The sequence below is a fragment of the Enterobacter cloacae complex sp. 2015409 genome, from assembly GCF_041365315.1.
GTDB classification, from domain to species: Bacteria; Pseudomonadota; Gammaproteobacteria; order Enterobacterales; family Enterobacteriaceae; genus Enterobacter; species Enterobacter pseudoroggenkampii.
Genome location: NZ_JBFTVM010000011.1, coordinates 1 through 20,986 on the forward strand (window position 1 = coordinate 1; position 20,986 = coordinate 20,986).

Sequence of the window (20,986 nt, forward strand, 5' to 3'; positions counted from 1 at the left end):
TCACTCAGAGACTTGGTATTCATTTATTGTCCGAAGACATTAAGAATCCATGTCACTTTGAGTGCCCACACAGATTGTCTGATAAATTGTTAAAGAGCAGTGCAACGCGGCGTTAAGCTCACCGTTGCGAGGTCCCGTATATTACGTTTTCCTCATTCAGAGTCAACCCGTTATTTCAGGATTTTTTCTCTTCAACCGACCGGGTTGTTTGTGAAGTGATTCACATCCGCCGTGTCGATGGAGGCGCATTATAGGGAGTTCTCCGCAGGCCGCAACCGCTAAATGACAGAAAAATGACTGACTGCTGCATTCCACAGCAAAACCCCGCCTTATACCTTTTTACACACAGACTTATCCACAATGATACGAAAAAGTGAAAATGTGCGAGCGTTGCGCAAACGTTTTCGTTAAAATGCTCGCGCTTAACAAGGATGCCTCGTCAGGTGTGTTAGATGAGTTTTTCACAGGAAAATTCATCTAACGCTCTCTGTAATCGTGAAATCCAGGGGATTTACCATGCAACAACGTCGTCCAGTCCGCCGCGCTCTGCTCAGTGTTTCTGATAAAGCCGGTATCGTCGAATTCGCTCAGGCACTTTCCGCACGCGGTGTGGAGCTGCTTTCTACAGGCGGTACCGCTCGCCTGTTAGCAGATAAAGGTCTGCCGGTAACCGAAGTGTCCGATTACACCGGTTTCCCGGAAATGATGGATGGACGCGTCAAAACCCTGCATCCAAAAGTCCACGGCGGTATTCTTGGCCGTCGCGGTCAGGACGACGCCATTATGGAACAGCATGACATCGCACCAATCGACATGGTGGTTGTTAACCTCTACCCGTTTGCCCAGACCGTTGCCCGCGAAGGCTGCTCTCTGGAAGATGCGGTAGAGAATATTGATATCGGCGGCCCGACCATGGTGCGCTCCGCGGCCAAGAACCATAAAGATGTGGCCATCGTCGTAAAGAGCAGCGATTACGAAACCATTATTAATGAGATGGATGCCAACGAAGGGTCGCTGACCCTGGAAACGCGTTTCGACCTCGCCATCAAAGCCTTCGAACACACCGCCGCGTACGACAGCATGATCGCCAACTACTTCGGTAGCCTGGTACCGGCTTACCACGGTGAAAGCAAAGATCCTTCAGGCCGCTTCCCGCGCACCCTGAACCTGAACTTCATTAAGAAGCAGGATATGCGTTACGGTGAGAACAGCCACCAGCAAGCAGCCTTCTATATAGAAGAAGAGGTAAAAGAAGCCTCTGTTGCGACCGCTCAGCAGGTTCAGGGCAAAGCCCTCTCCTATAACAACATTGCCGACACCGACGCCGCGCTGGAATGCGTAAAAGAGTTCAGCGAGCCGGCCTGCGTTATCGTCAAGCACGCGAACCCATGCGGCGTTGCCGTGAGCACCTCTATTCTGGATGCCTACGATCGCGCCTACAAAACCGACCCGACCTCTGCGTTCGGCGGCATTATCGCCTTCAACCGCGAGCTGGATGCTGAAACGGCTCAGGCCATCATCTCCCGCCAGTTCGTTGAAGTGATCATCGCGCCATCCGCATCCGAAGAGGCGCTCAAAATTACCGCGGCAAAACAGAACGTGCGCGTACTGGTTTGCGGCCAGTGGGCAGAACGCGTGCCGGGCCTGGACTTCAAACGCGTCAACGGCGGCCTGCTGGTTCAGGATCGCGATCTGGGTATGGTGACAGAAGCCGACCTGCGCGTGGTGACCAAACGTCAGCCGACCGAACAGGAACTACGTGACGCGCTGTTCTGCTGGAAAGTGGCGAAGTTCGTCAAATCCAACGCCATCGTCTACGCGAAAGAGAATATGACCATCGGAATAGGTGCTGGCCAGATGAGCCGCGTCTACTCCGCGAAAATCGCGGGCATTAAAGCAGGCGATGAAGGTCTGGAAGTGAAAGGCTCCGCCATGGCTTCTGACGCGTTCTTCCCGTTCCGTGACGGTATCGATGCGGCAGCTGCTGTCGGCATCACCTGCGTGATCCAGCCTGGCGGCTCAATCCGCGACGACGAAGTGATTGCCGCCGCCGACGAACACGGCATTGCGATGATTTTCACCGACATGCGCCACTTCCGCCATTAATTCCCGGAGCTGAAAATGAAAGTATTAGTGATTGGTAACGGCGGACGCGAGCACGCGCTGGCGTGGAAAGCGGCGCAGTCTCCGCTGGTGAAAACGGTCTTCGTGGCACCGGGCAACGCCGGTACCGCACTGGAACCCGCGCTGCAGAACGTGGCTATCGGCGTGACTGACATTCCGGCGCTGCTGAGTTTTGCCCAGAGCGAGAAAATCGACCTGACCATCGTCGGCCCGGAAGCGCCGCTGGTGATTGGCGTCGTTGACGCGTTCCGCGCGGCGGGCCTGACAATCTTCGGGCCAACACAAGGGGCCGCGCAGCTGGAAGGCTCCAAAGCCTTCACCAAAGATTTCCTCGCGCGTCATAATATCCCGACGGCGGAATATCAGAATTTCACTGAAGTGGAGCCTGCTCTGGCCTACTTACGTGAGAAGGGCGCGCCGATTGTTATCAAGGCCGACGGTCTGGCCGCCGGTAAAGGCGTGATCGTCGCGATGACGCTCGAAGAAGCCGAAGCCGCGGTTCAGGACATGCTGGCAGGTAACGCTTTCGGCGATGCGGGCCACCGTATCGTGATTGAAGAGTTCCTCGACGGTGAAGAAGCCAGCTTTATCGTGATGGTCGACGGCGAGCACGTTCTGCCGATGGCCACCAGCCAGGACCACAAGCGTGTGGGTAATGGCGACACGGGTCCTAATACCGGCGGGATGGGCGCCTACTCCCCTGCTCCGGTCGTGACTGACGAAGTTCATCAACGCACCATGGATCGCGTCATCTGGCCAACCGTGAAAGGGATGGCGGCGGAAGGTAACACCTACACCGGTTTCCTCTACGCGGGCCTGATGATCGACAAGCAGGGTAACCCTAAGGTTATCGAATTCAACTGCCGCTTTGGCGATCCGGAAACTCAGCCCATCATGCTGCGCATGAAATCCGATCTGGTGGATCTGTGTCTGGCAGCCTGCGAAGGTAAGCTGGACGAGAAAACGTCAGAGTGGGACGAGCGTGCATCTCTGGGTGTGGTGATTGCTGCGGGTGGTTATCCGGGTAATTACAACACCGGGGATGAGATCCACGGTCTGCCGCTGGAAGAGATTGACGGTGCGAAGGTGTTCCATGCCGGTACGAAGCTGGCTGAAGACGATCGCGTTCTGACCAACGGCGGACGCGTGCTGTGTGCGACCGCGCTGGGTCATACCGTGGCAGAAGCGCAGAAGCGCGCCTATGCGCTGATGGCGGATATTCACTGGAACGGTAGCTTTAGCCGTCAGGATATCGGCTATCGCGCGATTGCGCGCGAGCAGGGGGAGTAATTCCTCCTCGCCCTCACCCTCTCCCTCAAGGGAGAGGGGATTTACCTCAGAAACTCTTCTCTGTCGGCTGCCAGGTACAGAAGTCTTCGTTCGCCACCAGCAGCAGCTGAGAGCCTTCCGGCGCTTCCAGCCACGCCACACTCACTTCCATTGAGGAATGACGCTGACGGCGTTGAATGTGTTCGGTCGCCCAGGATTCAAGCTCAAGCTTGACCGTTTGCCCTTCGCAGGTGGTTACCGTCCCGTCGTTATGCCAGCGCCCCTGGCGCAGCACAACGCGTCCCAGACGAAGCGCATCGCTGGTCTGGCGGATTTGTTCGGCACGGTAACGGTAGAGGGCGATTTGATCGCTGGAAAGCTGCTGTTTTTGACCGCCGACTTCGCGCTGCATAAAGCTCAGCTCGCCATGGTCGTCAAAACGCACTTTCACGTGTTCGGGGGTCTTGCTGTAGACGTTCAGTTCAATCAGCGACAGGTCATCCCCCTGCCAGCGATATTCCGCCGTCGACGTATTGCCGTTATGCCACGGGCTAAAGGCAGAAAGCAGATGCACTTCGCCGCCGGAATCTTTGCGCCAAATCCTGACCGCGCCCTGGTTGTCCGCGTAGCCGCTGGCGGTAAACGGCGGCAGGGAGGTGTCGTGGCTGCAGGCGGACAGCAGCAGCATGCCTGCCAGCGCGAGCGTTCCGCGCCAGAAAGACAAAAGGGGCGTTGCCGCCCCTTCGCTAAAACTGTTCACTGCCACGCGTCTTACTTAACTGCGTCTTTCAGTGCTTTACCAGAAACAAATGCCGGCACGTTCGCTGCGGCGATTTTGATTTCTTTACCGGTCTGCGGGTTGCGGCCAGTACGCTCAGCGCGGTGGTTCACTTTGAAGGTACCGAAACCAACCAGTTGTACAGCATCGCCTTCTTTCAGAGACTCAGTAATAGCAGCCAGGGTAGATTCCAGAGCAGCTTTAGCCTGCACTTTAGACAGATCAGCCTTGTCCGCAATTACATCAATCAGTTGAGTCTTGTTCATAAGTTATCCTTTCAATGTGTTTATCGCTTGCTAAGCATCGAGTGCGACGAAAATGCCAAAAAAGCACTCTCCTGCATACACGCACCGATAGCCACTTTTTTTCGCCCCCCAAATGTAGACCAGACAAGGGGCGAAAGGGAAGAGTCGAGGAGCGACAAAACGGGCGTTATCTCAAGTTTTCTTATCTCATTGGTTAAAAATTATACCAATATTACTCTCACCGGCCTCACGTAAGTCCGCACGCAGCCCTTTTATCAGTTCAATATCGCGTTCTTCACACTCTGCCAGCAGGCGGAAAATTTCCCACTGAATGTCCCATTCTTGCTCAACGGCCGGGTTTGCACGCAGTTCTTCATCGGTCATTTCGCGACCTTCCTGGGTCATTTCCAGCATCGCCACGGTCGTAATAGATGCCTTACTGACTTCAATAGCGTGCTCCAGCGTTTCACCGCTCAGACGGGAGTGAAGCAGTTCGCTTAACGCCACGCAGGCATCAATCGCCGGGTAGACACCGTACAGGTCAAAATCATCCGCCACCGGAATCGCCTCTTCCAGCTTTTCGAGCTGAGAGTCGAAATTCACCTTCGCGTCTTTCACCGTCAGCGTTTCCCAGATCAGATCCAGAATGCGGCGGTAGATATGGCCATCACCAAAGCCCGTCTGCTTACAGAACGCGGCATAGTTGGGATACATGCGCTCGCACAGGCAAGCCATAAAGGTGACGTGCTGCCAGCTTTCCAGCTTTTCAAGGCGCAGGTGAATCGGGTTTTGTAGCATGATGATCTCTCGAATCGAAAATTAGGCGCAGTTTACCTGAATCACCGCTGAATTTCCTGCCAACGAACAAAAGCCGGACGCGAAGAGGCCACCGCGTCAGCCCAGCGCGTCGGTTCCGGTAAGCGGTAGCCGTTCATGCAGCGCTGTACCCACGCCAGAGCGCTGTCCATGCTCACCCGATGGCCGGTGGCGATGAACAGCGGATTACAGCGAGCTTTGCTGCGCCAGACCCACGCCAGCTGCTCTCCTTTATGGATAAGCGGTGCCAGCGCGCCCGGCTCGTCGGAGAGTGGCTCAAACGCGCCGCACAGGCGTTTCTTGGCAACGCCAATGGTCGGCACATCCACCAGCAGCCCAAAGTGGCTGGCAACGCCTAAACGGCGCGGGTGTGAGATCCCGTGCCCATCGACAAACAGCAGGTCAGGTTTTTGCGAGAGCTGCTCCCACGCTGCCAGCAGCGCGGGATATTCGCGGAAGGAGAGAAAGCCCGGGATATACGGCATGGTGGTCGCGATACGCGCGACCTTGTACTCCATCAGCTCAAGCGAAGGGTATTTCAGTACCACCATCGCCGCTCGCGTCACTTCCCCACCCTGCTCGAACCCGACGTCTGCTCCGCCAATGTACTGCGGAGGATCCTTATCCAGACGATCCTCACGGATCACCGATGAGGCCAGTTCGATTTGTTGAGCGCGTAGCGACGCGAGATCCATAACGACTCCTTACTTGTGATACTGGGCAGAAAGCCGATGCACCGCCTCCACAAATACGCCTGCGTGCTCTGGCGGTACATCCTGATGAATACCGTGGCCGAGGTTAAAGACGTGGCCTTCCCCCTGGCCGAAACCAGACAGTATAGTCGACACTTCTTCTTCAATGCGGGCTGGCGGCGCATAGAGCATGGACGGGTCCATATTGCCCTGCAGCGCCACTTTGTCGCCCACGCGACGACGCGCATCGGCAATATCGGTGGTCCAGTCGAGGCCCAGCGCGTCGCAGCCGGTTGCCGCCATCGCTTCCAGCCACTGGCCGCCACCTTTAGTGAACAGCGTCACCGGCACGCGGCGACCTTCGTTTTCACGCAGCAGGCCGTCGACGATTTTGTGCATGTAATACAGGGAGAACTGCTGATAATCGCGTCCGGTCAGCACGCCGCCCCAGGTATCGAAAATCATCACCGACTGCGCACCCGCCTTAATCTGCGCGTTCAGATAGAGGGTGACGCTCTTCGCCAGCTTGTCGAGCAGCGCATGCAGGGCCAGCGGCTCGGCGTACATCATCTTTTTAATCAGGGTGAAGGCTTTGCTGCTGCCCCCTTCAACCATATAGGTCGCCAGCGTCCACGGGCTGCCGGAGAAGCCAATCAGCGGCACTTCACCTTTCAGCTCGCGGCGAATGGTGCGCACGGCGTTCATCACGTAGCCCAGCTCGCCTTCCGGATCGGGGATCGGCAGCTTGTCCACGTCGGCTTTGCTTTTGATCGGAGAGGTGAAACGCGGGCCTTCACCGGTTTCGAAGTACAGGCCAAGGCCCATGGCATCCGGAATGGTCAGAATATCCGAGAAGAGGATCGCAGCATCCAGCGGGAAGCGGCGCAGCGGCTGGAGCGTCACTTCACAGGCCAGCTCGGCGTTTTTGCACAGCGACATAAAATCGCCCGCCTGCGCGCGCGTGGCTTTGTACTCTGGCAGATAGCGTCCCGCCTGGCGCATCATCCACACCGGGGTGACATCAACGGGCTGGCGCAGCAGCGCACGCAGATAACGATCGTTCTTCAGTTCGGTCATTTTTGCAGTTCCTTAAGCGTCATGGCCTCAGTGTAACACTACTCATACTCGGCCCGACACATCGCCACGGTATCTTCTATCAGCCGACGCGCCACGGTGCCCGGCGGAGGTAACAGCGGTAAATCGTCGTAGCGATACCAGTTCGCATCCAGCAGCTCTTTCTGATCGATAACGATCTCGCCGCTGTCATATTCGGCCATAAAGGCCGTCATCAGCGACTGCGGGAACGGCCACGGCTGGGAGGTGACGTAGCGCAGGTTCTTCACTTTGATCCCGCTCTCCTCCATCACCTCGCGCGCCACCGCCTGCTCCAGCGTTTCGCCCACTTCGACGAAGCCGGCCAGCACGGTATGAACGCCGTTGCGATGACGGGTATGCTGCGCCAGCAGGATGGAATCCTCCCGGCGGATAGCGACGATAATGCACGGCGCAATCTGCGGATAGTAGCGTTCGCGGCAGTGGTTGCAGAGCATCGCCCATTCGGTTTTGCTCGGACGCATGGTATGGCCGCAATAGCCGCAGTATTTATGCGAGCGGTAAAACTCCGCCAGCTGCACGCCGCGCCCCGCCAGCTGGAACAGCCCCACGTCCAGATCCAGCACCTGGCGCACAGATCCCATATCCTGGCGGCGGGGCTGTTGGATCAACCACACGGGCTCACCCTGCCACTCGCCGATCTGTAGCGCTGGCTGGCCAGCAAGATCGAACGCCTCAGCTGCGCCATAGGGGATTTCCCCGGCAGGAAGCCATAATTTTTGTTCGTGACTGACGATCCACCAACCAAGATCTGATTTTTCAATAATACGATCCATATCTATTGCACTACCTTCGCTTCACTGACATGTTGTTAGCATTGTGGTTACATTCTGGATAAGCAGATTCAATCCTACATTTTGCGGAGTCGACCATGTTAAACCAGCTGGAAAGCCTGACTGAGCGCGTTAGAGGAAGTAACAAACTGGTGGATCGCTGGCTACATGTGCGCAAGCATCTACTCGTGGCTTATTACAATCTGGTCGGCATTAAGCCTGGCAAAGAATCGTTTATGCGACTGAATGAAAAAGCGCTGGATGATTTTTGTCAGGGCCTGGTCGACTATCTGTCCGACGGCCATTTCAATATTTATGAACGCATTATCCGCGAAATGGAAGGGACAACACCGTATTTAGCAGCCAGCAAGCTCTATCCGCTGCTGGAAGCCAACACCCAGCAGATCATGGATTACTATGATTCCGCGCTCGAGAACGCCATCGATCACGATAACTATCTTGAGTTTCAGCGGGCGCTATCCGACCTCGGTGAAGCGCTGGAAGAGCGATTCACGCTGGAAGATAAGCTGATCGCCCTTGTACTGGACAATGATTTGAACATCAGTAACGAAGAGAACGTCGCGCGCCCTGCTTGAGTTCTTCACCGTTAACGAGTAATTTACAACCATTCGCCCCTCTCACGAGGGGGATTTTTCTTGTCGGAGTGCCCAGCGCCTGAAAGCGCGGGCTGAGACCGTTAATTCGGGATCCGCGGAACCTGATCAGGTTAATACCTGCGAAGGGAACAAGAGTCACACTGCTGTTGTATCGCCCCCCGGGCGATCCTCTCTTGCTTCATCCGTCGTCTGACAAGCCATGTCCTTCACTTTTGGAATGAGCTATGTCTACTGCAAAACTGACCCGCCGCGAACAGCGCGCACAGGCCCAACACTTCATCGACACCCTGGAAGGCACCGCTTTCCCGAACTCGAAACGCATCTACATTTCCGGCTCGCAGGCCGATATCCGCGTCCCGATGCGCGAAATCCAGCTCAGCCCGACGCTTATCGGCGGCAGCAAAGAGAATCCGCAGTACGAAGACAACGAAGCCGTGCCGGTGTATGACACCTCCGGTCCGTACGGCGACCCTGATGTTGCCATCAACGTCCAGCAGGGTCTGGCTAAGCTGCGCCAGCCGTGGATTGATGCGCGCAACGACTGCGAGGAACTGAGCGTGCGCAGCTCTGCGTACACCAAAGAGCGCTTGGCCGACGACGGTCTGGACGAGCTGCGCTTTACCGGCCTGCTGACGCCAAAACGCGCTAAAGCGGGCAAATGCGTGACCCAGCTGCACTACGCCCGCCAGGGCATCGTCACGCCGGAAATGGAATTCATCGCCATCCGCGAAAACATGGGTCGCGAGCGCATCCGTAGCGAAGTGCTGCGCTATCAGCATCCGGGTGAAGGCTTTGGCGCTCGCCTGCCGGAGAACATCACGCCGGAGTTTGTGCGTGACGAAGTGGCCGCCGGGCGCGCGATTATCCCCGCCAACATTAACCACCCGGAATCCGAGCCGATGATTATCGGCCGCAACTTCCTGGTGAAGGTCAACGCGAACATCGGTAACTCGGCCGTCACCTCCTCCATCGAAGAAGAGGTGGAAAAGCTGGTCTGGTCCACGCGCTGGGGCGCGGACACGGTAATGGACCTCTCCACCGGCCGCTATATTCACGAAACCCGCGAATGGATCCTGCGTAACAGCCCGGTGCCGATTGGCACCGTCCCGATTTATCAGGCGCTGGAGAAGGTCAACGGCATTGCCGAAGACCTCACCTGGGAAGCGTTCCGCGACACGCTGCTGGAGCAGGCCGAGCAGGGCGTGGACTACTTCACCATTCACGCGGGCGTGCTGCTGCGCTACGTGCCGATGACGGCGAAGCGTCTGACCGGCATCGTCTCGCGCGGCGGTTCCATCATGGCGAAGTGGTGCCTGTCCCATCACCAGGAAAACTTCCTCTACGAACACTTCCGCGAGATCTGCGAAATCTGCGCCGCCTATGACGTCTCCCTGTCGCTGGGCGACGGCCTGCGTCCGGGCTCCATCCGCGACGCCAACGACGAAGCGCAGTTTGCCGAGCTGCACACGCTGGGCGAGCTGACTAAAATCGCCTGGGAGTATGACGTGCAGGTAATGATTGAAGGCCCGGGACACGTGCCGATGCAGATGATCCGCCGCAACATGACCGAAGAGCTGGAGCACTGCCATGAGGCCCCGTTCTATACCCTGGGACCGTTGACCACCGATATTGCGCCGGGCTATGACCACTTCACCTCAGGCATTGGCGCGGCGATGATCGGCTGGTTCGGCTGCGCCATGCTCTGCTACGTGACGCCGAAAGAGCACCTCGGCCTGCCAAACAAAGAGGACGTGAAGCAGGGGCTGATTACCTACAAAATTGCCGCCCACGCGGCGGATCTGGCCAAAGGCCACCCGGGGGCGCAAATCCGCGATAACGCCATGTCGAAGGCGCGCTTTGAATTCCGCTGGGAAGACCAGTTCAACCTGGCGCTGGATCCGTTCACCGCCCGCGCCTATCACGACGAGACCGTGCCGCAGGAATCAGGCAAAGTCGCGCACTTCTGCTCTATGTGCGGGCCAAAATTCTGCTCGATGAAAATCAGCCAGGAAGTGCGTGACTACGCCGCAGCGCAAACCATTGAAGTGGGCATGGCGGACATGTCTGAAACCTTCCGCGCCAAAGGCGGCGAAATCTACCTCAAAAAAGAGGAGGCGTAATGTACCAGCCCGATTTCCCACCCGTCCCCTACCGTTTAGGGCTCTATCCGGTGGTGGACAGCGTGGCGTGGATAGAGCGACTGCTGGAGGCAGGCGTTCGCACCCTCCAGCTGCGCATCAAGGATAAGCGCGATGACGAGGTGGAAGCCGATGTGGTTGCCGCCATCGCGCTGGGGCGTCGGTATAACGCCCGCCTGTTTATCAACGATTACTGGCGACTGGCCGTTAAGCACCAGGCGTACGGCGTGCATCTGGGTCAGGAAGACCTCGAAACAACGGATCTGAGCGCTATCCGTGAAGCCGGGCTGCGTCTTGGCGTGTCAACGCACGATGACATGGAGATCGACGTGGCCCTGGCGGCCCGTCCCTCATACATCGCGCTGGGCCACGTCTTCCCGACGCAAACCAAGCAGATGCCCTCCGCACCGCAGGGTCTGACGCAGCTGGCGAGTCACGTTAAACGCCTTGCCGATTACCCCACCGTCGCCATCGGCGGAATCAGCCTTGAACGCGCCCCGGCGGTGCTGGAGACCGGCGTCGGCAGCATCGCCGTCGTCAGCGCCATCACCCAGGCTGCAGACTGGCAGTCCGCCACCGAACAGCTGTTACAGCTGGCAGGAGCTGGCGATGAATGATCGCGACTTTATGCGCTACAGCCGTCAGATCCTGCTGGAGGATATCGCCATCGATGGCCAGCAAAAACTGCTCGCCAGCCGGGTGCTGATTGTCGGTCTGGGCGGATTAGGCGCGCCCGCCGCGCTTTATCTGGCAGGTGCGGGCATCGGTACGCTGGTGCTGGCCGACGACGACGAGGTTCACCTCAGCAATCTGCAGCGACAAATCCTCTTTACCACCGAGGATATCAACCAGCCGAAAGCAAAAATCACCCGGCAGCGGCTGAACCAGCTAAACCCGGATATCGAGCTGATTGCCTTACAGGAGCGTCTTAGCGGTGAAAGCCTGCACCGTGAAGTCGCCCTTGCCGACGTGGTGCTGGACTGTACCGACAACATGGCGACGCGCCAGGCGATTAACGCCGCGTGCGTGGCAAATCATACGCCGCTTATCACCGCCAGCGCGGTGGGGTTCGGCGGGCAGATGATGGTTCTGACGCCACCGTGGACGCAGGGCTGCTATCGCTGTCTGTGGCCGGATGATGCCGAGCCAGCGCGCAACTGCCGGACGGCGGGCATTCTTGGTCCGGTGGTCGGCGTAATGGGCACCATGCAGGCGCTGGAAGCCATCAAGCTGCTCAGCGGCATGGAGACGGAACGCAATACGCTGCGGCTGTTTGATGCCCGCTCAGCCGGCTGGCGCCAGCTGGCGTTACGCCGCGCCAGCCGCTGCCCGGTATGTGGAGGCCGCGATGCGCATTCTGTTTAACGATGAGCCGATGAGATGCGAAGACGGGCTCACCGTTGCGGTACTGCTCGACAAGCTGCGTCAGCTCAAGCCGGGAACGGCGCTGGCGCTCAATCAACAGATCCTGCCGCGCGAGCAGTGGGAACATCAGCAGGTCAATGACGGCGACCAGATCCTGCTGTTTCAGGTTATCGCAGGGGGCTGAGATGTTACGTATTGCCGATAAAGTCTTTGATTCACATCTGTTTACCGGAACCGGAAAATTCGCCTCGCCGCAGCTGATGGTGGATGCCATTCGCGAAAGCGGCAGCCAGCTGGTGACGCTGGCGCTCAAGCGCGTGGATCTGCGTCATCACAGCGATGCCATTCTGGCTCCTTTACTGGAGGCAGGCGTCACGCTGCTGCCCAACACCTCCGGTGCCAAAACGGCCGAAGAGGCGATTTTCGCCGCGCAGCTGGCCCGCGAGGCGCTCGGCACCCGCTGGCTGAAGCTGGAAATTCATCCTGACGCCCGCTGGCTGCTGCCCGACCCTATCGAAACGCTGAAAGCGGCAGAAAAGCTGGTGCAGCAAGGGTTTACCGTCCTCCCTTACTGCGGCGCCGACCCTGTTCTGTGCAAACGGCTGGAAGAGGTCGGCTGCGCCGCCGTCATGCCGCTGGGCGCCCCCATTGGCTCCAACCAGGGGCTGGAGACCCGTGCGATGCTGGAAATCATTATTGAGCAGGCTACCGTGCCGGTGGTGGTTGATGCGGGCATTGGCGTGCCCAGCCATGCCGCACAGGCGCTGGAGATGGGCGCCGACGCGGTGCTGGTGAATACGGCCATCGCGGTTGCCGACGATCCGGTCATGATGGCGCGTGCGTTCCGCATGGCCGTAGAGGCTGGGTTGCTGGCAAGGGAGTCCGGCCCCGGCTCGCGCAGTTTCCAGGCGCAGGCCACCAGCCCGCTGACCGGTTTTCTGGAGGCGATCTCATGAGCACGTTTACCGAGCGCTGGCGGCAGCTTAACTGGGACGACATTGCCCTGCGCATCAACAGCAAAACGGCGGCTGACGTGGAGCGTGCGCTGAATGCCCGCCATCTGACCCGCGAGGATCTGATGGCCCTGCTCTCCCCGGCGGCCAGTGCGTACCTCGAACCGATGGCCCAGCGAGCACAGCGGCTCACCCGCCAGCGTTTTGGCAACACGGTGAGTTTCTACGTGCCGCTCTATCTCTCAAACCTGTGCGCCAATGACTGCACCTATTGCGGCTTCTCCATGAGCAACCGCATCAAACGTAAAACGCTCGATGAAGGTGAGATTGCCCGTGAGTGTGCGGCTATTCGTGAAATGGGCTTTGAACATCTTCTGCTGGTCACGGGCGAACATCAGGGAAAAGTGGGAATGGACTATTTCCGTCAGCACCTTCCCGCCATCCGTCGTCAGTTTGCGTCGTTGCATATGGAAGTACAGCCCCTGGCGCAGGAGGAGTACGCGGAGCTCAAAACCCTCGGGCTGGACGGGGTCATGGTCTACCAGGAAACCTACCACGAGGCGACGTACGCCCGGCACCACCTGAAGGGTAAGAAACAGGATTTCTTTTTCCGGCTGGAAACGCCGGACAGGCTGGGTCGCGCCGGCATCGACAAAATCGGTCTGGGTGCGCTGATCGGGCTCTCCGACAGCTGGCGGGTGGATTGTTACATGGTGGCGGAACATTTGCTGTGGCTTCAGCAGCGCTACTGGCAGAGCCGTTATTCCATCTCCTTCCCGCGTCTGAGGCCCTGCGCGGGCGGGATTGAACCGGCTTCGCTGATGGATGAACGCCAGCTGGTGCAAACCATCTGCGCGTTTCGCCTGCTCGCTCCGGAAGTGGAATTATCGCTCTCAACGCGTGAGTCCCCGGCGTTTCGCGATCGCGTTATCCCGCTTGCGATTAACAACGTCAGCGCGTTTTCCAAAACACAGCCTGGCGGCTACGCCGATGATCATCCGGAGCTCGAGCAGTTTGCGCCGCATGACGGACGACGTCCGGAAGCGGTCGCCGCCGCTCTGACGGCGCAGGGTCTTCAGCCTGTCTGGAAAGACTGGGACAGCTGGCTGGGAAGAGCCTCGCAGTGACGTTGAAACGCACTGCAACATCATAAAAAATTGTCGAGGCGCGACGAAAAGGCAAAACCGGAGGATTGTCAGCGATCGTCCGGTTTTTTATTGTCAAACGGTCAGCAACGGATGCTGACCAGGGCGAAAAGCTTCTTCCTCGTTTCGCCCTGCCTCTGGTTCATTGCACAAACGGCTCCAGCCTGGTGAATAAGTATTTTCTTAATGGTTCTTAAGATAAATCATCCCGTCAGAAATCGTGTGCCGTATAATTCACCGCTAACCGCAGGACAGCGACTATGCTGAGAGGATATCGGCAGACGAACAGTATTCACCATCAGGAACGATGTACAGCTCATGGCACTTCACAGCAAAAAGCTCTCTTTTACCCGGCCAATCATGCTCAGCTTCGCGGGGATCCTCTGCAGTTTTGCGGTGATCGCGATCGCGGTGACGCTATCGCAACGAAAGGATTTTCTTGAGGATTATCATAAGATCAATAGCAATTTCACGCACAACCTGGCGGTGAACTACACCGAATCTATCCTGCGTGAAAACGACTATATCCTGGGCCGTTCCGCGATGTACTTTGCACGTGACGACAGGCTAAACGAGACGCTGAACGTCAATCCGACGCAAGGGCTGCAGATGATGATGCATTTGCAGAACCTGATGCCGACCGTCTCCTCCATCTCGCTGGCGGACACGCAGGGGCATTACCTCCGCGCACCGGAAGTGCTCCCCACGGAGAAGAGTAAAACCTTCGATCCCCGGACGCGACCGTGGTTTGTCGCTCAGGCGGAAGCCAGCATCTTCAGCCACTATACCCGTCCTTATATGGATTACTTTACGGGGCATCCCACGGTCACTCTTTATAAGCCAGTGATTTCACCAGAAGGCAGACTGAAGGGAACGCTCGCGTTTCATCTCGATTTGACATCAATGGGCTACACCCTGCGTCAGATGGTGGCGCCCGTTCAGGGGGAATTTTTCGTCGTCGAGCGTGACGGTGCTGTGGTGCTGCATCCGGATACCGGCGCGCTCTTCAAGCAGTACGTGAGCGAAGCGCTGATGGACAAAATGACCAGCGGTGAAGGCCACCTTTACGACAAGAAAAGCAACGCCTGGTATTACTACTACTCGTTTACCAACCCGGACTGGTTTGTCATTTACCGGGTATCGGATGCAACGCTCACCGATATTACCCGCCACGAAACGACGATTGTTGGCTGGGGGTTTGCGCTGGCGGCCATCATCATCATCCTCTTCGGCTTATACCTCCGCCACGCCTCGCGTAGCGTGCTGATGCATATTATCAATGCCATCAAAACCGGCGACGTCAGCGAGGCGCCGCGCCTGGAAGCGATGCTGAGCCACACGATTCAGTCCAATAAAGAGCGTGAAATGGCCTATGTGCGCCAGGCCACCCACGATGCGCTGACGGGCTGTAAAAACCGCCGCGCGTTTGATAGCGATATAGCAGAGCTGCTAAATACCCAGCAGCCTTTCACGATGGCGCTGGTGGATATCGATAACTTCAAGTCGATTAACGACACGCTGGGCCACCTGACCGGTGATATCGTTCTGCGTAACGTGGCCCGCGAAGGGCTCCAGATCATGCAGCCACATCACGTCTCGCTTTACCGTTATGGTGGAGAAGAGTTTGCGGTAATTTTCCAGGCTGAGCAGATGACTTCTGCGCTCTCATTACTGGAAGCATGGCGTACCGCTGTTGAAAAACGTGTCTGGCGGGAAGAAAACCTGCGGGTTACGTTCAGCGGCGGTCTTGGGGAGTGGCATTTTGAACCGCTGGAGCACTTTATCGGAAGCGTTGATAACGCCCTATACAGCGCCAAACAGCAGGGCAAAAACCGCATCAACCGAACGTCCATCAGCTAATCCCCCCTCTTTCACCCTGCCCGTTTCCACAGGCCGGGTACCCGACAATGCAAAATTGTAACCGGTTTCAGAAAATCGCCGGTTTCTTTGTGATGCCTGACACACAATCGCGGTAAACCGGTTGTTGAAGCGGTCTGCACGGGATAATTATCAATAAACACATGTAGATCGAGGCTGATTATGAAGAACATCGTTTTATGCTGTGCAGCGGGAATGTCAACCAGCATGCTGGTTCAACGTATGAAAGACGCCGCGCAGAAAAAAGGGGTTGAAGTCACGATTAAAGCCGTTCCGGTTGCGGAGTTTAAAGACAACATCGCGACGGCCGACATCGTATTGCTGGGGCCACAGGTTAAATACGAGCAGGCCAAACTCCAGGCACAGGCCGAGCCGCTAGGTAAAAAGGTCGCGGTGATCGACATGATGGATTACGGCATGATGAAAGGTGATGCCGTACTGGAAAAAGCGCTCAAACTTCTGGAGTCATAATGGAAGACTTAGAAACCACGATTATGGAACTGCTGGTCAACGCAGGCGCGGCGCGCAGTGCGGCCCTGACGGCGTTACAGATGGCGCGTAAAGGTGAGTTTGACGAAGCAGAAAAAGCGATGGAAGAGTCGCGTGAATATGTGAAGCATGCGCACACGATCCAGACGCAGCTTATCGGTCTTGATGAGGGAACCGGGAAGCTTCCGGTTAACCTGATCACCGTTCACTCTCAGGATCACCTGATGAACGCGATGGTCATTCAGGATCTGGCGGGCGATATGATTGAGCTTTATCGACGGATCCCGCTGGTGAATTGAAAACATGCAGATGTAAAAAAACCCGCCGAGGCGGGTTTTTTATTAGCGACTCAACGATTACTCGTTGTCGGAACCGCCCAGACCTGCGTTCAGCAGTTCTGCCAGGCTCGCGGATGCATCTTCAGCAGTTACCTGCGGTGCAGCTGGCAGTTCGCCCGCAGCACGACGACGCATACGATCCTGGTGGTACGCATAACCGGTACCCGCCGGGATCAGACGACCCACGATAACGTTCTCTTTCAGACCGCGCAGTTCATCACGCTTACCAGCAACAGCGGCTTCGGTCAGGACACGAGTCGTTTCCTGGAACGATGCTGCAGAGATGAAGGACTCGGTTGCCAGAGACGCTTTGGTGATACCCAGCAGATCGCGCGAGAAGGTCGCACCGATTTTGCCGTTCGCTTCCAGTTCGCGGTTAGCGATCTTGACGCGTGAGTATTCAACCTGCTCGCCTTCCAGGAACTCGGAGCTGCCTGCGTTTTCGATGGTTGCTTTACGCAGCATCTGACGAACGATAACTTCGATGTGCTTATCGTTAATCTTAACGCCCTGCAGACGGTAAACGTCCTGCACTTCGTTGGTGATGTAACGCGTTACCGCGTGTACGCCACGAAGACGCAGAATGTCGTGCGGCGCTTCTGGACCATCGGAAACCACGTCACCACGTTCTACACGTTCACCTTCGAACACGTTGAGCTGACGCCACTTAGGAATCATCTCTTCGTACGGTTCGCTACCATCTACTGGAGTGATAACCAGACGGCGTTTCCCTTTGGTCTCTTTACCGAAGGAGATGATACCGCTGATTTCAGCCAGGATTGCAGGCTCTTTCGGACGACGTGCTTCGAACAGGTCCGCAACGCGTGGCAGACCACCGGTGATGTCCTTGGTACCGCTGGATTCCTGTGGAATACGCGCCAGAGCATCACCCGCACCGATCTGAATGCCATCTTCCAGCTGAACGATCGCTTTACCCGGCAGGAAGTACTGCGCAGGCATGTCGGTACCAGGGATCAGAACGTCGTTACCCTGAGCATCAACGATTTTCAGCGCAGGACGCAGATCTTTACCACCGGTAGTACGTTCAGCAGAATCCAGAACCACCAGAGAAGACAGACCGGTCAGCTCGTCGGTCTGACGAGTAATGGTCTGGCCGTCGATCATGTCAGTAAAGCGGATGAAACCACTTACTTCGGTGATAACCGGCATGGTGTGTGGATCCCAGTTTGCAACGGTTTCACCGCCGGCAACCTGCTCGCCATCACCTTTCGCCATAACCGCACCGTAAGGCACTTTATAGCTCTCTTTGGTACGACCGAATTCGTCGATCAGTTTCAGCTCGGTGTTACGAGAGGTCACAACCAGCTTGCCTGCGGAGTTAACAACAGACTTCGCGTTGCTGAGCTTGATGCTACCTTTGTTTTTCACCTGGATGCTGGATTCAGCAGCCGCACGAGATGCCGCACCACCGATGTGGAACGTACGCATCGTCAGCTGTGTACCCGGCTCACCGATGGACTGTGCCGCGATAACGCCGATTGCTTCACCTTTGTTGATGATGTGGCCACGCGCCAGGTCACGACCGTAGCAGTGCGCACATACACCAAAGTCGGTGTCACAGGATACAACGGAACGCACTTTCACTGAGTCAACAGAGTTCGCTTCCAGCAGGTCACACCAGTGCTCGTGCAGCAGCGTGTTACGTGGAACCAGAATGTCTGCAGTACCCGGCTTCAGAATGTCTTCCGCGGTCACACGACCCAGAACGCGATCGCGCAGTGGCTCTTTAACATCACCACCCTCGATAACCGGGGTCATGGTGATACCTTCGAGGGTGCCACAATCGTCTTCGGTGACAACCAGATCCTGGGCAACGTCAACCAGACGACGCGTCAGATAACCGGAGTTCGCTGTTTTCAGTGCGGTATCCGCCAGACCTTTACGAGCACCGTGCGTGGAGATGAAGTACTGGAGTACGTTCAGACCTTCACGGAAGTTCGCGGTGATTGGCGTTTCGATGATGGAGCCATCTGGCTTCGCCATCAGACCACGCATACCTGCCAGCTGACGAATCTGTGCTGCGGAACCACGCGCACCGGAGTCGGCCATCATGTAGATGCTGTTGAAGGAAACCTGCTGCTCTTCTACGCCGTCACGGTTAATCACGGTTTCGGTCTGCAGGTTATCCATCATCGCTTTGGATACACGATCGTTCGCCGCTGCCCAGATATCGATAACTTTGTTATAGCGTTCGCCCGCGGTAACCAGACCAGACTGGAACTGCTCCTGGATCTCAGCAACTTCGGCTTCCGCTTCAGAGATGATCTCGTGTTTCTTCTCTGGGATGACCATGTCATCGATACCAACAGATGCACCTGAACGCGCTGCATAAGCAAAGCCGGTATACATTGTCTGGTCAGCGAAGATAACGGTCGGCTTCAGACCCAGAATGCGGTAACAGGTGTTCAGCATTTTGGAGATCGCTTTCTTGCCCAGCGCCTGGTTGACGATGGAGAAAGGCAGACCTTTCGGTACGATCATCCACAGAATCGCACGGCCAACGGTCGTGTCTTTCAGGCTGGTTTTCGCAACGAATTCGCCGTTTTCATCTTTTTCGTATTCGGTGATACGCACTTTAACGCGCGCATGCAGAGAGGCCAGGCCAGCGCGGTAAATACGCTCAGCTTCTTTCGGGCCAGTCAGCACCATGCCTTCGCCTTTGGCGTTAACACAGTCACGGGTCATGTAGTACAGACCCAATACAACGTCCTGAGAAGGAACGATGATTGGCTCACCGTTCGCTGGAGACAGGATGTTGTTGGTAGACATCATCAGCGCACGCGCTTCGAGCTGGGCTTCCAGCGTCAGCGGTACGTGAACAGCCATCTGGTCACCATCGAAGTCGGCGTTATATGCCGCACAAACCAGCGGGTGCAGCTGGATAGCTTTACCTTCGATCAGGACTGGCTCAAATGCCTGGATACCCAAACGGTGCAGGGTTGGTGCACGGTTCAGCAGTACCGGGTGTTCGCGGATAACTTCGTCCAGGATATCCCAAACGACAGCTTCTTCACGCTCAACCATTTTCTTCGCGGCTTTGATGGTGGTGGCCAGGCCACGCAGTTCCAGCTTGCCGTAGATGAATGGTTTGAACAGCTCCAGTGCCATTTTCTTCGGCAGACCGCACTGATGCAGACGCAGGTATGGACCTACGGTGATTACAGAACGACCGGAGTAGTCAACACGCTTACCGAGCAGGTTCTGACGGAAACGACCCTGTTTACCTTTGATCATATCGGCCAAAGATTTCAGAGGACGTTTGTTAGAACCGGTGATCGCACGACCGCGACGACCGTTATCCAGCAGGGCATCTACCGCTTCCTGCAGCATACGTTTTTCGTTGCGTACGATGATATCCGGCGCAGCCAGATCCAGCAGACGTTTCAGACGGTTGTTACGGTTGATAACGCGACGATACAGATCGTTCAGATCGGACGTTGCGAAACGACCACCATCCAGCGGAACCAGTGGACGCAGATCTGGCGGCAGAACCGGCAGAACGGTCAGGATCATCCACTCTGGTTTGTTACCAGACTGAACGAACGCTTCCAGCAGTTTGATACGCTTGGTCAGCTTTTTACGTTTGGTTTCGGAGTTGGTTTCGTTCAGCTCTTCACGCAGCTGCTCGCACTCTTGCTCCAGATCCATGCTCTTCAGCAGGGCCTGAATAGCTTCCGCACCCATCTTCGCGTCGAATTCGTCACCGAACTCTTCCAGCGCGTCCAGATACTGCTCTTCAGTCAGGATCTGATGACGTTCCAGGTTCGTCATCCCGCCTTCGATAACCACATAAGATTCGAAGTACAGAACGCGTTCGATATCACGCAGCGGCATATCCAGCAGCAGACCGATACGGGACGGCAGAGATTTCAGGAACCAGATGTGAGCGGTCGGAGACGCCAGCTCGATGTGGCCCATGCGCTCACGACGCACTTTGGTCTGGGTCACTTCAACGCCGCACTTCTCACAGATCACACCACGGTGTTTCAGGCGCTTGTACTTACCGCACAGGCACTCGTAATCTTTTACTGGCCCGAAAATACGCGCACAGAAAAGGCCGTCACGCTCAGGTTTGAACGTACGGTAGTTGATGGTTTCCGGCTTTTTAACTTCACCGAAAGACCATGAACGGATCATGTCTGGCGAAGCCAGAGCAATTTTGATCGCATCAAACTCTTCGGTTTTAGTCTGCGCTTTCAGAAACTTTAATAAATCTTTCACGGATTTGCTCC

General features: G+C 56.6%; 19 protein-coding genes and 1 riboswitch. Of the genes, 12 read left to right on the forward strand and 7 right to left on the reverse strand.

What is annotated here, in order from left to right; genetic code table 11:
* Positions 1-516: 516 nt before the first annotated feature.
* Both purH and purD read left to right on the forward strand, forming a co-directional pair.
* Entirely contained in the window at positions 517-2,106 is a 1,590-nt protein-coding gene (gene purH, locus ACDO57_RS22925) for a bifunctional phosphoribosylaminoimidazolecarboxamide formyltransferase/IMP cyclohydrolase (RefSeq protein ID WP_061716167.1), read from the forward strand.
* Between the two features lie 15 nt (positions 2,107-2,121).
* Positions 2,122-3,414, forward strand: a complete 1,293-nt coding sequence (purD, locus tag ACDO57_RS22930; protein WP_024908249.1) for a phosphoribosylamine--glycine ligase — start codon at positions 2,122-2,124, stop codon at positions 3,412-3,414.
* 46 nt (positions 3,415-3,460) lie between these two features.
* Here purD and ACDO57_RS22935 read toward each other — a convergent pair whose 3' ends face one another.
* The 6 genes from ACDO57_RS22935 to nudC all read right to left on the reverse strand — a co-directional run bounded on the left by ACDO57_RS22935 (position 3,461) and on the right by nudC (position 7,813).
* Entirely contained in the window at positions 3,461-4,153 is a 693-nt protein-coding gene (locus ACDO57_RS22935; protein ID WP_370884620.1) for a DUF1481 domain-containing protein, read from the reverse strand.
* Positions 4,154-4,164: 11 nt separating this feature from the next.
* Positions 4,165-4,437 (reverse strand): nucleoid-associated protein HU-alpha, encoded by a 273-nt coding sequence (hupA, locus tag ACDO57_RS22940; RefSeq protein WP_002445246.1) that lies wholly within the window; start codon positions 4,435-4,437, stop codon positions 4,165-4,167.
* Between the two features lie 186 nt (positions 4,438-4,623).
* On the reverse strand, positions 4,624-5,214 hold the full coding sequence (locus ACDO57_RS22945) for a YjaG family protein (RefSeq protein WP_008503468.1): 591 nt from the start codon (positions 5,212-5,214) through the stop codon (positions 4,624-4,626).
* A 41-nt stretch (positions 5,215-5,255) separates the two neighbouring features.
* Positions 5,256-5,927, reverse strand: coding sequence for a deoxyribonuclease V (gene nfi / locus ACDO57_RS22950; protein WP_024908251.1), 672 nt, complete (start codon positions 5,925-5,927; stop codon positions 5,256-5,258).
* A gap of 9 nt (positions 5,928-5,936) precedes the next feature.
* Positions 5,937-7,001: a uroporphyrinogen decarboxylase gene (gene hemE / locus ACDO57_RS22955; RefSeq protein WP_024908252.1), complete on the reverse strand. Its 1,065-nt coding sequence runs from the start codon at positions 6,999-7,001 to the stop codon at positions 5,937-5,939.
* A gap of 38 nt (positions 7,002-7,039) precedes the next feature.
* Positions 7,040-7,813 (reverse strand): NAD(+) diphosphatase, encoded by a 774-nt coding sequence (gene nudC / locus ACDO57_RS22960; protein WP_061716170.1) that lies wholly within the window; start codon positions 7,811-7,813, stop codon positions 7,040-7,042.
* 95 nt (positions 7,814-7,908) lie between these two features.
* On the opposite strand from nudC, the gene ACDO57_RS22965 reads away from it, so the two are divergent.
* From ACDO57_RS22965 to ACDO57_RS23010, 10 genes are all read left to right on the forward strand, one after another.
* Entirely contained in the window at positions 7,909-8,406 is a 498-nt protein-coding gene (locus ACDO57_RS22965; protein WP_023334107.1) for an Rsd/AlgQ family anti-sigma factor, read from the forward strand.
* A gap of 54 nt (positions 8,407-8,460) precedes the next feature.
* Positions 8,461-8,572: riboswitch (TPP riboswitch) on the forward strand.
* Positions 8,573-8,651: 79 nt separating this feature from the next.
* Positions 8,652-10,547: a phosphomethylpyrimidine synthase ThiC gene (gene thiC, locus ACDO57_RS22970; RefSeq protein ID WP_370884619.1), complete on the forward strand. Its 1,896-nt coding sequence runs from the start codon at positions 8,652-8,654 to the stop codon at positions 10,545-10,547.
* Positions 10,547-11,182 (forward strand): thiamine phosphate synthase, encoded by a 636-nt coding sequence (gene thiE, locus ACDO57_RS22975; protein WP_061716172.1) that lies wholly within the window; start codon positions 10,547-10,549, stop codon positions 11,180-11,182. Before thiC ends, thiE begins: the two co-directional genes overlap by 1 nt.
* Positions 11,175-11,930, forward strand: a complete 756-nt coding sequence (locus ACDO57_RS22980) for a HesA/MoeB/ThiF family protein (protein WP_061716173.1) — start codon at positions 11,175-11,177, stop codon at positions 11,928-11,930. The genes thiE and ACDO57_RS22980 overlap by 8 nt, the downstream gene beginning before the upstream one ends.
* Complete coding sequence (gene thiS, locus ACDO57_RS22985; protein WP_024908257.1) at positions 11,914-12,114, forward strand: sulfur carrier protein ThiS; 201 nt, start codon at positions 11,914-11,916, stop codon at positions 12,112-12,114. The genes ACDO57_RS22980 and thiS overlap by 17 nt, the downstream gene beginning before the upstream one ends.
* Before the next feature lies 1 nt (position 12,115).
* Positions 12,116-12,886 (forward strand): thiazole synthase, encoded by a 771-nt coding sequence (gene thiG, locus ACDO57_RS22990; RefSeq protein WP_023334103.1) that lies wholly within the window; start codon positions 12,116-12,118, stop codon positions 12,884-12,886.
* On the forward strand, positions 12,883-14,010 hold the full coding sequence (thiH, locus tag ACDO57_RS22995; protein WP_048990373.1) for a 2-iminoacetate synthase ThiH: 1,128 nt from the start codon (positions 12,883-12,885) through the stop codon (positions 14,008-14,010). Before thiG ends, thiH begins: the two co-directional genes overlap by 4 nt.
* 336 nt (positions 14,011-14,346) lie before the next feature.
* Positions 14,347-15,888, forward strand: coding sequence for a sensor domain-containing diguanylate cyclase (locus tag ACDO57_RS23000; protein ID WP_148769240.1), 1,542 nt, complete (start codon positions 14,347-14,349; stop codon positions 15,886-15,888).
* A gap of 180 nt (positions 15,889-16,068) precedes the next feature.
* Positions 16,069-16,377 (forward strand): PTS sugar transporter subunit IIB, encoded by a 309-nt coding sequence (locus ACDO57_RS23005; protein ID WP_023334100.1) that lies wholly within the window; start codon positions 16,069-16,071, stop codon positions 16,375-16,377.
* Positions 16,377-16,694, forward strand: coding sequence for a PTS lactose/cellobiose transporter subunit IIA (locus tag ACDO57_RS23010; protein WP_008503455.1), 318 nt, complete (start codon positions 16,377-16,379; stop codon positions 16,692-16,694). Before ACDO57_RS23005 ends, ACDO57_RS23010 begins: the two co-directional genes overlap by 1 nt.
* Before the next feature lie 57 nt (positions 16,695-16,751).
* Here the strand turns inward: ACDO57_RS23010 and rpoC are convergent, their stop codons facing one another.
* Positions 16,752-20,975 (reverse strand): DNA-directed RNA polymerase subunit beta', encoded by a 4,224-nt coding sequence (gene rpoC, locus ACDO57_RS23015; RefSeq protein ID WP_023309968.1) that lies wholly within the window; start codon positions 20,973-20,975, stop codon positions 16,752-16,754.
* Between the last annotated feature and the right edge of the window lie 11 nt (positions 20,976-20,986).